Genomic DNA, 14,920 nt, shown 5'->3' with positions numbered 1-14,920 from the left:
GCTTGGCCGCCCAACGCGCAGCGGCCGCGCCCGCGCGGGTTCTGATTAGGCACCGACGGGTGTAGATTTGAGGTCATTATGAGCAATGATGGTTTGAACAATGGCCCTTCACCTGCTGATAACCCGGATTCTTCCTCCCAGCCCGAGGGCTCGTCGCCCGCAGGCTCCCAGCCAGGCGCCTCCTCACCCGACGGCTCCACTCTCGGCGGCTCCCGCCCCGCAGGCTCCTATTCCGACAACTCCCACCTCGAATTATCCGAGCTGGATCGTCCCAGCGCCCCCACCGAGCTGGACTACGAGGCCGACCCGTTGCTCCGCCTCGAGCGCAACAATAAGTCCACTCGCCAGGCGATTTGGTTCTTCGCTGGCGTGATCGTGGCCACCACCTTGTCGGCGATCCTGATTTGGATTTCCTCCAAAGTCATCGGCGGCCCCTACTGCGATGCAGATTCCTCCGCACAACTGTGCAGCCGGACTTTCCAGCTGCTGTTCGCTATAGTTCCCACTTCCGTGGCGTTCTTTGGGCTGTTCGGATCTGCTTTCATCACCTACTACAAGTGGAAGAACCACCAGCGGTGGCGCCCATGGGTAGCAGTGATCTGGTTCATCATGCCATTCTGCATGGCTTGGATCACGTCGGTCGGCGCGTATTTGCTCCTCGACCACAACCTCTAGTTCCACTAGTCCTCCAAACTCCGCCTCGTCTCCACCAACCCCGCACCTGGATGTCCCAAATCTTCCACTTTCGGCTGGTAGCAACTGTGAAGCACAGAATCCGCAGGCTTTTGACCTGCGAAAATAGAAACTTATAAAAGTAGAGTGGAAGATTTGGGACAATCCCCCTCGAGCGGCCCACCACATCGCCAGAAATTTTTCAGTTCTAACTTTTCAGGAGCGTCACTGTGACGTTTCAGCTGTATGAATTCACATGTTAGTTCGATTCAGTGCCTCAAAGATCCGCGACTTACGTCCGCAACTGTAATGAGTGCGCTCGCGAACCCACCGCGCCGCCGAGAAAAGGAGAACGCCGATCGAGCAGCACCTGCAGTGGCCTCCCGGCAGCAGGAACGCTCCACGCGGCAGCCGGCGCCAAAGCCCCACGCGGCAGCCGGCGCCAAAGCCCCACGCGGCAGCCGGCGCCAACGCGCCGCCGGAAAAAGGAAAACTGCAGCCCGGCCGCACCAGCACGCGCCAGCGCCCCCGCCCGGCCGCTACTTCGCGACGATGTTCACCATCTTGCCCGGCACCACGATGATCTTCGCCACCGTCTTGCCCTCGATGTGCGAAGCGACATTCGGCTCCTCCAGCGCAGCAGCCTCGATGTCCTCCCGCGACGCATCGGTCGCCACGTTGATGCGACCACGCAGCTTGCCCATCACCTGCACAGGCAGCTCGATAGTGTCATCCACCAGCCACTTCTCGTCCCACTCGGGGAAGCGCTCATAAGTGATGCCCTCGGAGTGGCCCAGGATCTCCCACATCTCCTCGGCGATGTGCGGCGCCACCGGCGACAGCATCTGCACTAGCGGTTCCACGGCTGCCCGCGGAGCCGGCCCGGCGGAGTAGGTCTTCGTCAGGTAGTTCACGTACTCGATCAGCTTCGCCACGGCCGTGTTGTCGCGCAGCTCTGCATAGTTTTCGTGAACCCCCGCGATGGTCCTGTGCAGGGCCTTTAGGTCGTCATCCGTGAGGGCGTCATCGCTCACAGAGCCCTTACCCGTGTTCTCGTCGACGGCGAGGCGCCACGCGCGCTGCAGGAATCGCTGCGCACCGACCACGTCCTTCGTCGCCCACGGCCGCGACGTGTCGAGCGGCCCCATCGCCATCTCGTACACGCGCAGGGTGTCCGCACCGTAGTCGTCGCAGATTTCGTCGGGCGAGACCGCGTTCTTGAGGGACTTACCCATCTTGCCGTATTCCTGGAATACTTCTTCTTCCTTCGTGACGCCCTCAGCCTCATCGGCCTCGCGAACCCAGAAGAACTTACCGTCGCGTTCGGTGACCTCCTCCGCGGGGACGTACACGCCGCGGGAGTCCGTGTAGGCGTAGGCCTGGATGTAGCCCTGGTTGTAGAGGCGGTAGTAGGGCTCGAAGCTGGAGACTACTCCCAGGTCGAACAGCACCTTGTGCCAGAAACGGGCGTACAGCAGGTGCAGCACGGCGTGCTCCACGCCGCCGACGTACAGGTCCACGCCGCCGGAGGGGCGGCCTTCGCGCGGACCGACCCAATAGCGTTCGTTTTCGATGTCTACCAGGGCGTTGTCGTTGTTCGGGTCGATGTAACGCAGCTGGTACCAGGAGGAACCAGCCCACTGCGGCATGACGTTGGTGTCGCGGTAGTAAGTCTTTTCACCGTCGCCGAGGTCCAGGGTGACCTCGACCCACTCCTTGGCCTTGGCCAGCGGGGGCTGGGGGGCGGAGTCCTTATCATCCGGGTCGAAGCTGACGGGCTTGTAGTCCTCCACTTCGGGCAGCTCGACGGGGAGCGTCTCCTCCGGCAGGCCGTGGGCCATGCCGTTTTCGTCGTAGACGATGGGGAAGGGCTCGCCCCAGTAGCGCTGGCGGGCGAACAGCCAGTCGCGCAGCTTGTACTGGATGTTGCCGCTGCCGGCGCCCTTGGATTCCAGCCATTCGATGGCCTTGTCGATGGCCTCCGCCTTGCCCAAACCGTTGAGCTCCAGGCCGTCGGAGTTGTTGGAGTTGATGTGCGGGCCGTCCTCGGGGAAAGCCTCGGTGAGCTCGGCGCTCTCACCTTCACCAGCGCCCTCCGGCGCCAGCACCGGCACGATCGGCAGCCCGAACTCGGTGGCGAACTCAAAGTCGCGGTTATCGTGCGCCGGCACAGCCATGATCGCGCCGGTGCCGTAGCCCGTCAGCACGTAATCAGCGATGAAGACCGGTACCTGCGCACCGTTCACCGGGTTAGTGGCGTAAACGCCCAGGAAAACGCCCGTCTTCTCCTTGTTCTCCTGACGCTCCAGGTCCGACTTAGCGGCAATGGCCGCCCGGTAAGCCTCCACTGCAGCAGCCGGAGTCGACTGGCCGTAAGTCCACCGTGGGTCGACATCCGTGTAGGCGTCACTACCCGCAGAAGAACCACCGGACTGCGCGACGAGCGTATCCACCAGCTCGTGCTCCGGGGCCAGCACCATGTACGTCGCACCGAACAGCGTGTCCGGGCGCGTGGTGAACACGTCAATGTTGTGACCCAGGCAGTCGAACGTGACCTCCGCGCCGCGGGACCGGCCGATCCAGTTGCGCTGCATGGACTTCACTTTTTCCGGCCAGTCCAGGTACTCCAGGTCGTCGATCAGGCGGTCGGAGTACGCGGTGATGCGCATCATCCACTGCTGCAGGTTTTTGCGGAAGACGGGGAAGTTGCCGCGCTCGGAGCGGCCCTCCGCCGTGACCTCCTCGTTCGCCAGCACGGTGCCCAGGCCGGGGCACCAGTTCACCGTCGAGTTCGAGCGATAGACCAAGCGGTAGCTATCCAGGATCTCCTGCTTCTCGGCAGCACTCAGGTCCGCCCAGTCGGCTCGCTCGGCAGCGAGCTTCTCCTCCAGCTCCTTAATCGGGCGGGCCTTGCCCAAGGTGCCGTTGGCGTTCTTGGCCTCCGGGTCGAACCAGGAGTTGTAAATCTGCAGGAAAATCCACTGCGTCCAGCGGTAATAATCCGTATCCGTGGTGGCGAAGCTGCGGCGCTTGTCGTGGCCCAGGCCCAGGCGGCCCAGCTGGCGCTCCATGTTGGCAATGTTGGCCATGGTGGTGGTGCGCGGGTGGGTGCCTGTCTGCACCGCATACTGCTCGGCGGGCAGGCCGAACGCATCGTAACCCAGCGTATGCAGCACATTCGCACCCTTCATGCGGTGGAAGCGCGCAAACACGTCCGTGCCGATGTAACCCAGCGGGTGGCCCACGTGCAGGCCCACTCCCGATGGGTAGGGGAACATGTCCTGGATAAACTTGCGGTCTTCCGGCAGCTCCGCGCCCGGCTCCGCCAGATCGCCCGTCGGGTTCGGGGCATTAAAAGTGCCGTTGTCGGCCCAGTGCTTCTGCCACTTGGCCTCGATCTTGGCCGCAAGCCCAGGGGTGTAGCGGTAGGAATTGTCTTCATTGCTGCCGTTAGTCATGCTTCAACAGTCTAGTAGGTCGCCCGGACAGGGCAGGTTATTGCGTTTGGCTTGTTGGCCACCTGCGGTAATAGACTGTTTCGCATGATCGTGTTGACCGTTGTGTTGGTAGTCGTGGGCCTGGCCTTTTTCATCGCGGGCCTGCTGGGGGCTTTGGGGAAGTTGCCGGGTAACCCGGTCGTTGGCCTGCGCGTTCCGGAGGTTCGCAAGACCGAGGAACTCTGGAACACCGCGCACCGCATCGTCGGCCCGGCCTGGATGGGAGCCGGCGCAGCGTTCATTGGCGCGGCGCTGATCACCCTGAAGGTGAGCGGTTGGATGTGGCTGGTCTTTGCATTGTTGCTGGTCGGTGCCGCTTTCTTGATTGGCCTGGGCTCCGCATTGGGTGCCCACGCCGTCGCCCGTCTGGATGCCCGTGCTGCCCAGCTCGAGGCCGCCAATTCTTCTTGTTGCTCTAGCGGTGACGCCACCTCGGACTCCTGCTTCGGCGATTCCAGCGAGGCCGCCGACGCTTCCGACTCCGCTGGCGCTTGCTGTTCCGACGGCTCTGGCGTTGGCGCTGGGGCCGCTGCGGGCGCTGGCGTTGGCGCAGATCAGGGTGCTGGCATTCGCGCTGGTCAGGCTGCGGGCTCCGGCGCCAAGGCTGGTACGGTGAGCGCGGAGGCGTGCGCAAGCGGCAAGGCCTGCGGCAGCTGCTCGCTGAATGGCTCCTGCGAGGGCGGCGGCGTGGACTGGGAGGCCGCCCAGCGAGCCGCCTCGGCGCAAGACTCCGCCCAGGCCTAGCCCAGCACCGCCCCATCCGGTAACCCAGTATTCTGGGGAACCATGAGAGACTCCAACGCCACCGTCGTCGTATCCGGCACCACCAACGTCGACACCTTCGTCACTGTCCAGAACTTCCCCCAACCAGGGGAAACGACCATCGCGGAACCCGGCATAGAGGGGCTGGGCGGAAAGGGGGCCAATCAGGCGGCCGCCTGCGCACACATGGGCGTTAATACCGTGCTTCTATCTGCAGTAGGCAGCGACCCGCAAGGCGACTTGGCGCTGAAGGAGCTGCGCGAACACGGCGTGAACACCGACTACATCGTGATTAGTCGGCAGCCAACCGGGCGCGCGTTTATCATGAACGACCCGAGCGGCGAGAACATCATCATCGTCACCTCTGGTGCGAACGAGCTGGTCAGCCCCGCTCAGCAGCGCGAAACCGTCGACGACCTACGCCGCCGCGGACCCGTACCCATCGTGCTTGCGCAGGGCGAACTGACCCCCGAGCACAGCGCGGAGCTGCCGAAGCTGGTGGCGGGCTCGGACTCGCGGCTGGTGCTGAACCTCGCACCCGTAACCACACGCGACCCCGACCTGCTGGCCGCAGCCGACCCCCTGGTGCTGAACGAGGGTGAGGCCGCCGCGGTGCTCGACGCCGCCCCCGGCACGCCCATCGAGGAGCTGCTAGATCGGCTCCGCCCCATCGCTCGCTCTGTGGTTGTTACCTTGGGGCAGCGTGGTGCCATGATCTTGGAGAGTGACGCCGAACCGGTGCACATCCCCGCCGTCTACGTCGAGCGCGTCGTGGACACCACTGGTGCAGGCGATGCGTTCTGCGGCACGCTCGCGGCGGCGCTGGCGCAAGGGGAGAACCTAGTGGATGCGTGCACGTTGGGCGCGGCGGCCGGGGCGCTGGCCACGCAGAAGCGCGGCGCGGCGGGCAGCTACGCCACCGAGAACGAAATCCGTCGACTAGGAGACGCATAAATGACACAGAAGATCATCCTGGACTGCGATCCGGGGCACGACGACGCAATCGCCATGCTCCTGGCCTGGGGTAACCCTAACCTGGATCTGCTGGCGATCACGACGGTGGCGGGCAACCAGACATTGGAGAAGGTCACCAAGAACGCCCTGGCCCTGGCGCGAGTAGGCAACATCACCGGCATTCCCTTCGCCGCCGGGGCGGACCGCCCGCTGGTGGCACCACAGATTATTCCGGAGGAAATCCACGGGGATAGCGGCCTGGACGGCCCGCAGCTGCCCGCCGCCGGGGCCGAGCTGGATCCCCGCCACGCGGTGAACCTCATCGCGGACATTATCCGAGAGAACGAACCGGGGTCCGTCACCCTCGTGCCCACGGGGGCGCTGACCAACATTGCCCTGTTCGCCCGCATGCATCCCGAGCTGGTGGAGCGGGTGGGTGGCGTCACCCTGATGGGTGGCGCGCATCACGCAGGCAACATGACCCCGAGCGCCGAGTTCAACATCCTGGCAGACCCGGAGGCCGCGAAGATCGTTTTCGGCGCGGGCTGGCCGGTGACGATGGTCGGGCTGGACGTCACGCATAAGGTGCTGGCCACGCCGCAGCGGATGGCTCAGCTGGCGGAGGTCAACACGGACGTGGCGAAGTTCATCGCGGAGCTGGTGGAGTTCTTCGGAGGCGCGTACATGAAAGAGCGCCACTACCCCGGCCCGCCGATGCACGACCCGCTGGCCGTCGCGGCCGTGGCAGATCCGCAGGTCGTGCGCACAATCCTGGCGCCCATCGACGTGGAGACCAAGGGCGAATTAACGCGCGGGGCGACCGTCGTGGACCTGCGCCGCACCTGGGGTAGCCAGGATGGCGGGCAGGACCCGACGGCACTGGGCACGGCGGATGATTCTGATATTGACGCCACCACCTCCGCCACCGCAGCGGGCGCTACCGTGCACACCCGCGTGGCTGTGGACGTCGACGCCGATCGCTTCTGGAACCTGCTGGTCGACGCGCTGCAACGGATCGGGAGTACAGGATTCTAGCTAGGCGGTTCTAGTCAGGCGCGCATTCATCGCTTAAAGTTCGAGCTGCAACTACTAGAACCCCAATTGGTTTTCAATTGATGTTGAATCGGAGCCGCCCATGAACTCCAACAACCCGAACTCCGCGGCCGCATCGCCGGCCACTGCCACAGCTGCGGCAACCTCCCCGGATCCGGTCGACTCCCGTCCCGGCGGTATCGGCCTGTTGATGACGGTGCTGATCACCGCGGCCGTCGCGTTTCAGCTGAACGCCTCCATGCTCTCGCCGGTGCTGGCGACCATGGCTCGCGAGCTGAACACCGACGAGGCTGCCACGGGTCTTACCCAGACCGCCTTCTTCACCGGTGGAGCCATGTGCGGTCTGTTCCTGCCGCGTCTGTCCGACATTGTCGGCCGCCGGAAGATCCTCGTCATCATGCTGGGCGTGATGTCCCTCGGCGGCCTCATCGCCGCGCTGGCGCCGAACATTGGCGTGCTGATGGTCGCCCGCGCCATGCAGGGCATCGCCGGGCCGACGATCCCCATGACCCTGATCATCCTGCGCAGCCAGGTCAAGGAGGAGGTCCGCCTGGGCACGCTCATGGGTCTGCTCGCCGCCATCAACGGTGGCGTCGCTGGTATCGACGTGATCTTGGCCGGCTGGATGGCCGAGCAATGGGGCTTCCGCTCCGTGTTCTGGCTCATCGCAATCATGGGCATCATCGCCACCCTGGTCATTGCCTTCGGCGCTCCGGAATCCAAGCCGTCGGACAATGTGAAGATGGACTGGGCGGGCGCTGCTCTGCTGGTGGTATCGGTGCTGTGCATCACGTTGGGCGTCAATGAGGCAGGCAAGGCCGGGGCAGCGAACTGGCTTTACGTTATCGCCATGTTCATTGTCGGCGCGGTCGTCTTCCTGGCCTTCTGGAAGTACGAAAACCGCCACGACCAGCCACTGGTTGCCCCGAAGTACCTGGCCCGCCGCCACACCTGGGCGCTGCTGGCCACCACGGTGCTGACCATGACCGGCGTGTTCGCCGCAGTCAACGGCCTAGCTATCTCCCTGGCGCAGAACCCGGATGCGGGCTTCGGCCTGGAAGCCGACAAGGCCTCCTTGTGGCTGCTGACCCCGTACGCCCTCATCGGCTGGGCCGTCGGCCCCTTCGCCGGACGCTGGGCCCCGAAGGTGGGCTACGGTCGGCTGATCATCATCGCCAACCTCGCCAGCGCGGCCCTCATGCTGGCTCTGGCGTTCGTCGGCGTGCACTCCCTGCCGGTGCTGATCATCACAGTGATCCTGCTGGGCGTCACCTACGCGGGTATCGGCAACATCGTCATCAACAACCTGGGCGTGGTGAACTCCCCGAAGGATAACGAGGGCTTCCTCCCCGGCATGAACTCCGCAGCCTTCAACCTGGGCGCGGGCGTGTCCTTTGCCGTGCTGCCGGTCTTCCAGGTCGCCGGCTCCCCGCAGGGTTCTGATTCCGTCACGGGTTATGTCACCGCGTTTATCGTCGCAGCGGTGATCCTCGGCATCGCCGCGGCCGTGGCGGCGCTGATTCCGAAGCAGACTGTCGCGGAGCTCGACCGCGCCATCGTCTAACCCATCGGCGCCCAATCAGCGTCGGGCAGGTGCCCAACCCGCCCACCGCCTGGCCAGTTGTGGACGGTCAAGGTTCGCGGGGGCGGGGGCGTCAATAAGATAAAGGCCCATGGCAGCAAAACAGTCGCTATGGCACCGCATCATTAATTACCGGCCGGACTTCCTCATCGTCCTGATCGTCATCGCAGTCGTGGCGGCGATCATTGTGCCCGTGCGCGGCGAGGCGGCGGATGTCGCCAACACCATCACCAAAATCGCCATTGCGTTCCTGTTTTTCCTCTACGGTGCGCGCTTGTCACCCCAGGAGGCCCTGAAAGGCCTGATGCACTGGCGGCTGCACCTGCTGATCATGGCATTCACGTTCGTGGTCTTCCCACTGATCGGCGTGGCGATGATGCCGCTGAAAGCAGTCGTCGGAAACGAGCTCTACCTGGGCATTCTCTTCTGCACCCTCGTGCCATCGACAGTGCAATCTTCCGTCGCGTTCACCAGCATCGCGCGTGGCCACGTCGCGGCCTCGATCGTCGCGGCCAGCGTGTCTAGCCTTGTGGGAGTGCTCTTCACACCACTGCTGGTGCTGTTGCTTATGTCTTCTTCGGAAGGCTTTCATATTGACGCCACCACGTTCCTCGACATCGGAGTCCAGCTACTGCTGCCGTTTGCCATCGGCCAGCTGCTGCGCAGGTGGGTGTTCAAGTTCGCGGCCTCCAAGGCGACGAAGAAGGTGGACCAGATCTCCATCGGCCTGGTGGTGTACGTCAGCTTCTCGGAGGGCATCGTTTCCGGCGTGTGGAGTTCCGTCAACTGGCTGACGATTCTGGGACTGGTGCTAGGCTCCATCGCGCTGGTGCATCTGATGCTGGGCGTGACGAGCGTGACCTCGCGGAAGCTGGGATTCGACTATGCCGACCAGGTGGCCATCCAGTTCGCGGGCACTAAAAAGTCCCTGGCCTCGGGGCTGCCCATGGCGGCGGTGATGTTCGGCGGGGCGAGCCTGGGCATGATGATCCTGCCGCTGATGATCTTCCACCAGGTGCAGCTGGTGATCTGCTCCCTGCGTGCCAGCTCCTATGCCGCGCGCTTCCCGGAGGGTGGGAAGACCGCGGGCGCGCACACCTGGTAGGCGCACGGGCGCTAGGCGGACCGCAGGACGGCCCCGGCGCGCACTTGCGGCGCCGGGCGAGCCCGCGCCTACTGCGCCTATTCCGGCTTCTGCAGCCGCTTGACGTAACCCATGCGCGGACGGAAGCCCGCCGGGTGCTTCATCTGCGCCACCGCGTCGGCAATCACCAGGCGGAAACGCGGCTGCATTGGCGGCATCTGGGAGATCGAATACCAGCCCACCTGCGTGGACTCGTCATCGCCGATCACCGGCTCGTCGTTGAACTCGCCAGTCGCGGGGTCGGGGATCACGGTGCAGCGGACGGTGGTGTCCACGTAGCTGGTCACATCCCCATTCGGGTATTCCACAGGGCCGACCTGGCCCACACCCAGCAGCGCATCCACCTGCACGTGCAGGCCGGTTTCCTCTCGCACCTCACGGACCGCCGCCAGGTGCGGCTCCTCCCGCGGATCCACAATCCCCGTCACGGGGGTCCACTGACCATCGTCGGCGCGCTTCACCAACAGCACCTCCGGCACGGCCCAGATGGGCGCGCCCTCTGGAACGTCCCGGATGACAATGGCCGTCACGCCCGGAAGCCACAGCTCGTCGTGGCCGATTTTCTTGCGTAGTTCAACGATAAAGTCAGGGGTCGGCATGGGCGCTATTCTACGGCGCTGGAGCTATGTGCGGCGGGGGAGGGGCGTCAAAAAATAAGGTTCACCAGCACCAGATACAGCACCGTTCCCAGCAAGATCGACAACGTGGCCGAGCGGCGCCAGAGATGCAGGGCAACGGTGAAGACCAAGGCGATGGCGACGGCAGCGAAGCCACCCGGCGCGTCAGCCTGACCGGAGACGGTGTAGACGACCAGGAGGGTCATCACGCCAACGGGCATGGCCAGGCCCAGCCAGGCGACCAGGTCGGACTCGCGGAAGAAGCGCAGGGCGGCGAAAGGCAGGCCGCGCAGGGCGAGCGTGACCAGGAAGATCGAGCCGAGGATCGCCAGGGTGGGGCCAAGCTGCACGCCCTCGGGAAGGCCCGCGGCGGCCTGCAGATGTGTGGCGGGCGTGGCAAGCGCGATGGTGCCGGCGGGCATCTACTCCACCTCTCGGGAGACAGCGTTATCCGCGCCGACCTTCAAGCGCAGCGCACGGTTCAGCGGCGGGCACAGGAAGCGCACGATGAGGCTTAAGAAGTACAAGCTCATGCCGATCATCAACATGTTGTCCGGCAAGACCAGCAGGCCGACCGCCCCGCACAGCGCCGCCACAATCGGCAGGGAGAGATCCTTGAAGCTCACGAACGCCTCAATCGCCAGCACCGTGAACAAAGCAATCAGCGCGAACTCCATGCCCTGAATCTCGAAGGGCAATGCACTGCCGAACAGCGCGCCGAGCACGCCACCGCCGACCCAACCGGCCTGCAGCAGAATCTGCACCGCCATCACGCGGGCGGTCGACCACTTCGCGTCGCGCCGGGCGGCGAGGATTGCATACGTCTCGTCCGTCAGCGCATATATGCCATAAGCCCTGGCCAGCCAGCCGCGCTCCTGGGCGATGGGGTAGTTCAGGGCGTAAAAGGCGTGGCGGAAGTTCACCAGGAATCCGTACAGGGCCGCGCTCAGCGGCCCCACGCCTCCCGTGACCAACGAGACTGCCAGGAACTCCATCGAGCCCGCGTAGATGACGAAGGAGAAGATCGGCGCCCACCACCATGCGAAGCCGACCTGGGTGATCAGCAGGCCAAAGGCCAGGCCCAGCGGCACCATGCCCAAGGCCACAGGCCAGGCGTCGGCAATCCCGGCGCGCCAGTCAGCGTTTCTGCCGCGGTGGGTGCTGCTCGCGGCCACCTAGTTGCGCTCCGGGTGGCTCGCCCAGGTTGCGAACAGGTTCTTGGGGAAGGGGCTGTTCTTCATGATGTGACGCCACGTCTCCGCCGGTCGGTCCGTGAACACATCCTCTGCGGTTGCGGCCTGGAGGCCGGCGATCCCGGAATCCAGCCAGCCACGCACGTCGGCGGCGTTGAGGAAGACATAGCTGTGAAAGAGCCGCAGGCCGCGCAGCATAGAGGGGTCCGCATGGCCGACAACCTGCGCTACCTGCTCGTCCACGCTGGGCGCCTCTTCGGCGGTGCTGATCAGCATGAACTGCCCGCGCGCGCCAAAGCGGTTGGCGGGGGCTAGGGCTTCAGGGCTGCCGGAGGCGGCGGAGGCGCCCGCGGCGTCCAGCTCCAAACGGTCCGCGTCCAACAGGCCAACGGCGAGCACGACGGGTTCGTTGTCGCCGCCGATGAAGAAGACCTTCGGCTTGGTGAGCTTATCCGCCAACGAAGGCAAGTGGTTGGCGACGGCTTCGCTGCTCATGAGACCCAGGCGGACGGCCACGATGGTGGCGCCGTCGGCCTGCGCGGCGCCGGGCCCCTGGCCGTCGGCCTCCGGGTTGTCCTGCACTTCCAGCACCAATAGCGCGTCCGCGCCGGGCAACCCCGGCACGGCGAGCACGCCGGGGGAGGTGCCGAAGGCGTCGACGAACGCCTCCAGGTGTGCGGGGTCGACGTCCGTGGTGTCCAGGTAACCATCCGGATCCACAACCACTGCCGGTGCTTGGAAGATCACGTCACCGGGGTGCACGTTGAATTGGTCGTTCGTGCCGTTCTGAGTGCCGTCCGGCTGCCCTTCGGCTCCATTCGTCTGCTGTTCAGCGCTCACTTTTGCGACCCACCTCTCTGTTCGCCCCACCATTGTTTCAGCGCGGCGATGGCGTCCTCACGCTCCATCGGCCCGCGATCCAGCCGCAGCTCCTTCAAGTATGCCCAGGCCTTGCCCACATCGGGGCCGGGCTTGAGGTCCAAGATCTGCATGATCTCGTTGCCATCCAGGTCGGGGCGGACGGCGGCGAGGTCCTCCTGCTCCTGCAGCTGCTCGATACGCTTTTCCAAATTATCGTAGGTGCGCTGCAGCCTCTGGGCTTTTCGCTGATTGCGGGTGGTGCAGTCGGCGCGAACCAGAAGGTGCAACAGTGGCAGCAGCTCGCCGGCGTCGTTGACATAACGGCGTACGGCGGAATCGGTCCAAGTGGATTCGTTGTTGTCCTTTTCACCCACGCCGCGGCGGGCATCCTGGTTCTGCCCCTTGCTTTGCGTGTCCGCGTAGCCGTGGAACCGCATGTGCAGAAATACCAGCTGGCCGATGTCCTGAACGTGCTGCTTGGAGTACTTGAGCTTGCGCAGGCGACGGCGGGTGATGCGCGCGCCCACGACTTCGTGCTGGTGGAAGGTCACCGCGCCGGATTCGGTAAAAGCCCTGGTGTCGGGCTTGCCGATGTCGTGCAGCAGCGCGGCCATGCGCAGTTCCAGCGAGGGCTCCAACCCGCGCTCGGCTTCCAGGTTCACGGCGTTGCGCAGCACCTTCAGCGAGTGCCAGTACACGTCCTTGTGCTGCCGGTGCTCGTCCTGCGTGAGCTTCAGAGCTGGCAGCTCCGGCAGCACGTGGTCGGCCAGCCCGGTCTCGACCATCAGGTCCAGGCCCACCCACGGTGCCGCGCCGAGCATCAGTTTGTTCAGTTCGACGGCCACGCGCTCGACGGTGATGCGGCTGATCTGCTCGCTCATCGCCGTCATTGCTTCCTTGACTCTCTTGGTGACGCCGAACTCCAGCTGGGAGACGAATCGGCACGCGCGGAGCATGCGCAGCGGGTCGTCGTTGAAGCTGATCTCCGGGCTATCGGGGGTGTCTAGCACTCCGGTCTGGAGGTCTTCGAGGCCGTTTAGGGGGTCACGGAGCTGGTGGTTTCCGTCGGAGGAGAGCTCCAGGGCTATGGCGTTAGCGCGAAAGTCGCGGCGGATGAGGTCTCCGTCGAGGCTGTCGCCGAAGGAGACCTCGGGGTTGCGGGACTGGCCGTCGTATTGGTCGGCGCGGAAGGTGGTGATCTCCAGGATCTGTCCCTTGACCAGCGCGGATACGGTGCCATATTCAATGCCCGTGTCCCATACTGTCTCTGCCAGGGGCGTGACAATGTCGACGATGGTCTGCGGCCGGGCGTCCGTAGTGAAGTCCAGGTCGTGGGAGAGGCGCCCCAGCAGAGCGTCGCGTACCGACCCGCCAACGAGGTAGAGGCTGTAGCCAGCGTCGTGGAAAGCCTGGGTGAGTGGCAAAAGGTCGCGGTCGAGGGCGCGCAAGGATGTAAAGGCCTCCTGCAGCATGCCTTCAATGGTGCGCGGGCTGGCCGACGCAATGGCCGGCTGCGCCTGCCGTGCCTGCTGTGCCGTCTTGGGGGGTTGCGAAGGTTCCGAGTTTGCGGGGGAGTGGGCGGGTTTCGTCACGTTGCCAGATTCTACTAGCCCCCTTGGACGTGCCAACGGCCCCCTCATAAGCCAGTGCGGGCGCACCACCTGCAACTAGTTACACATTCAGCCACGAATTCGCTTCCGTTCAGTTCCACATTGCGCAGATAACCGGCTATCGTTATCAGAATGAGTGGAAACGACAGCACCGGAAACGGCACGCCCCGCCGCCGGCGCCGCCGTTCAAGAAGAAGGCCCCGCTCTGGCAGCGGCCAGCAGCAAGGCAACGGCCAGGGCAACAGCCAGCGCGGCCAGAGCACCCAGAACAGCTCCAACCAGGGCAAACGCAAGAGCAACCGGAACCAGTCGCACCGCAAGAAGGGCGCCAACTCCAACAGTCGCAACCGCAGCAACTCGCGCCCGCGTTCTTTCGACGAGCACTCCAGCCTGCCGATCTCCGTGGAGACCTCGGCGGGTGGCCTGGTACTTTCCGGCCTGGCGGAAGCCGTGCAGCCCAATGGCGAAGTCGACTTCTCCGCAATCTATGTGGCTCTTATCGGTCGCCTGGATCGCCGTGGCAGGCTGTTGTGGTCCATGCCGAAGGGGCACATCGAGCCAAACGAATCCCAGCACGCCACCGCCGAGCGCGAGGTGTGGGAGGAAACGGGCGTAGCCGGGGAGGTCATCGCCGACCTCGGCACCATCGACTACTGGTTCGTCTCCGAAGGCATCCGTATCCACAAAACCGTCCACCACCACCTGCTTCGCTATGTCGATGGGGACCTGAACGACGAAGACCCGGAGGTCACCGAGGTTCGCTGGCTACCCGTTAATCGCCTAATCGAGCACCTGGCCTACGCCGACGAGCGGCGCCTTGCTCGCCAAGCCTTCGATAACCTCGCTGACCTGGCGCGTGCAGAGGCCGACGCTGGCCGTGCCACGCCACGCTAAGGAGCGCTAACGGATTGCCAGCCCAGGCTGTTAGAACTATTGGCGACTAACAACTACTAATTACTTACGTAAGCATGTAAT

Annotated in this window: 13 protein-coding genes; 7 read left to right on the top strand and 6 right to left on the bottom strand. The window is 64.6% G+C overall.

Annotated elements, in window-relative coordinates; genetic code table 11:
* The first annotated feature begins 78 nt into the window (after positions 1-78).
* Positions 79-675 (top strand): hypothetical protein, encoded by a 597-nt coding sequence (locus tag MHX63_RS08090; RefSeq protein ID WP_239388051.1) that lies wholly within the window; start codon positions 79-81, stop codon positions 673-675.
* A 536-nt stretch (positions 676-1,211) separates the two neighbouring features.
* Here MHX63_RS08090 and MHX63_RS08085 read toward each other — a convergent pair.
* Complete coding sequence (locus MHX63_RS08085; RefSeq protein WP_239388050.1) at positions 1,212-4,130, bottom strand: leucine--tRNA ligase; 2,919 nt, start codon at positions 4,128-4,130, stop codon at positions 1,212-1,214.
* Positions 4,131-4,214: 84 nt separating this feature from the next.
* Between MHX63_RS08085 and MHX63_RS08080 the strand changes: the two genes are divergently transcribed.
* The 5 genes from MHX63_RS08080 (at position 4,215) to MHX63_RS08060 (ending at position 9,625) form a co-directional block, all read left to right on the top strand.
* Positions 4,215-4,913, top strand: coding sequence for an SdpI family protein (locus MHX63_RS08080; protein ID WP_239388049.1), 699 nt, complete (start codon positions 4,215-4,217; stop codon positions 4,911-4,913).
* 42 nt (positions 4,914-4,955) lie between these two features.
* Positions 4,956-5,885, top strand: coding sequence for a ribokinase (locus MHX63_RS08075; protein WP_239388048.1), 930 nt, complete (start codon positions 4,956-4,958; stop codon positions 5,883-5,885).
* Positions 5,886-6,920, top strand: a complete 1,035-nt coding sequence (locus MHX63_RS08070; protein WP_239388047.1) for a nucleoside hydrolase — start codon at positions 5,886-5,888, stop codon at positions 6,918-6,920.
* 100 nt (positions 6,921-7,020) lie between these two features.
* Complete coding sequence (locus MHX63_RS08065) at positions 7,021-8,502, top strand: MFS transporter (protein WP_370644063.1); 1,482 nt, start codon at positions 7,021-7,023, stop codon at positions 8,500-8,502.
* A gap of 109 nt (positions 8,503-8,611) precedes the next feature.
* Positions 8,612-9,625, top strand: a complete 1,014-nt coding sequence (locus MHX63_RS08060) for a bile acid:sodium symporter family protein (protein ID WP_035012403.1) — start codon at positions 8,612-8,614, stop codon at positions 9,623-9,625.
* A 77-nt stretch (positions 9,626-9,702) separates the two neighbouring features.
* Here MHX63_RS08060 and MHX63_RS08055 read toward each other — a convergent pair whose 3' ends face one another.
* From MHX63_RS08055 to MHX63_RS08035, 5 genes are read right to left on the bottom strand one after another with little or no spacing between them, the layout of a single operon-like run.
* Entirely contained in the window at positions 9,703-10,263 is a 561-nt protein-coding gene (locus MHX63_RS08055) for an NUDIX domain-containing protein (protein WP_239388046.1), read from the bottom strand.
* A 47-nt stretch (positions 10,264-10,310) separates the two neighbouring features.
* Positions 10,311-10,703: a branched-chain amino acid transporter permease gene (locus MHX63_RS08050; protein ID WP_239388045.1), complete on the bottom strand. Its 393-nt coding sequence runs from the start codon at positions 10,701-10,703 to the stop codon at positions 10,311-10,313.
* Complete coding sequence (locus tag MHX63_RS08045) at positions 10,704-11,456, bottom strand: AzlC family ABC transporter permease (RefSeq protein ID WP_239388044.1); 753 nt, start codon at positions 11,454-11,456, stop codon at positions 10,704-10,706.
* On the bottom strand, positions 11,457-12,314 hold the full coding sequence (locus MHX63_RS08040; protein ID WP_239388043.1) for a hypothetical protein: 858 nt from the start codon (positions 12,312-12,314) through the stop codon (positions 11,457-11,459).
* Positions 12,311-13,975: a CCA tRNA nucleotidyltransferase gene (locus MHX63_RS08035; RefSeq protein ID WP_370644061.1), complete on the bottom strand. Its 1,665-nt coding sequence runs from the start codon at positions 13,973-13,975 to the stop codon at positions 12,311-12,313. The genes MHX63_RS08040 and MHX63_RS08035 overlap by 4 nt, the downstream gene beginning before the upstream one ends.
* Before the next feature lie 102 nt (positions 13,976-14,077).
* Between MHX63_RS08035 and MHX63_RS08030 the strand changes: the two genes are divergently transcribed.
* Complete coding sequence (locus MHX63_RS08030) at positions 14,078-14,839, top strand: NUDIX hydrolase (protein WP_239388042.1); 762 nt, start codon at positions 14,078-14,080, stop codon at positions 14,837-14,839.
* Positions 14,840-14,920: the final 81 nt, after the last annotated feature.

Origin of the sequence: Corynebacterium sp. ACRQK (assembly GCF_022345965.1) — a bacterium.
Classification (GTDB): Bacteria; Actinomycetota; Actinomycetes; order Mycobacteriales; family Mycobacteriaceae; genus Corynebacterium.
The sequence above is the reverse complement of the archived record's forward strand: the minus strand, read 5'-3'. Positions and strand labels throughout refer to the sequence as shown.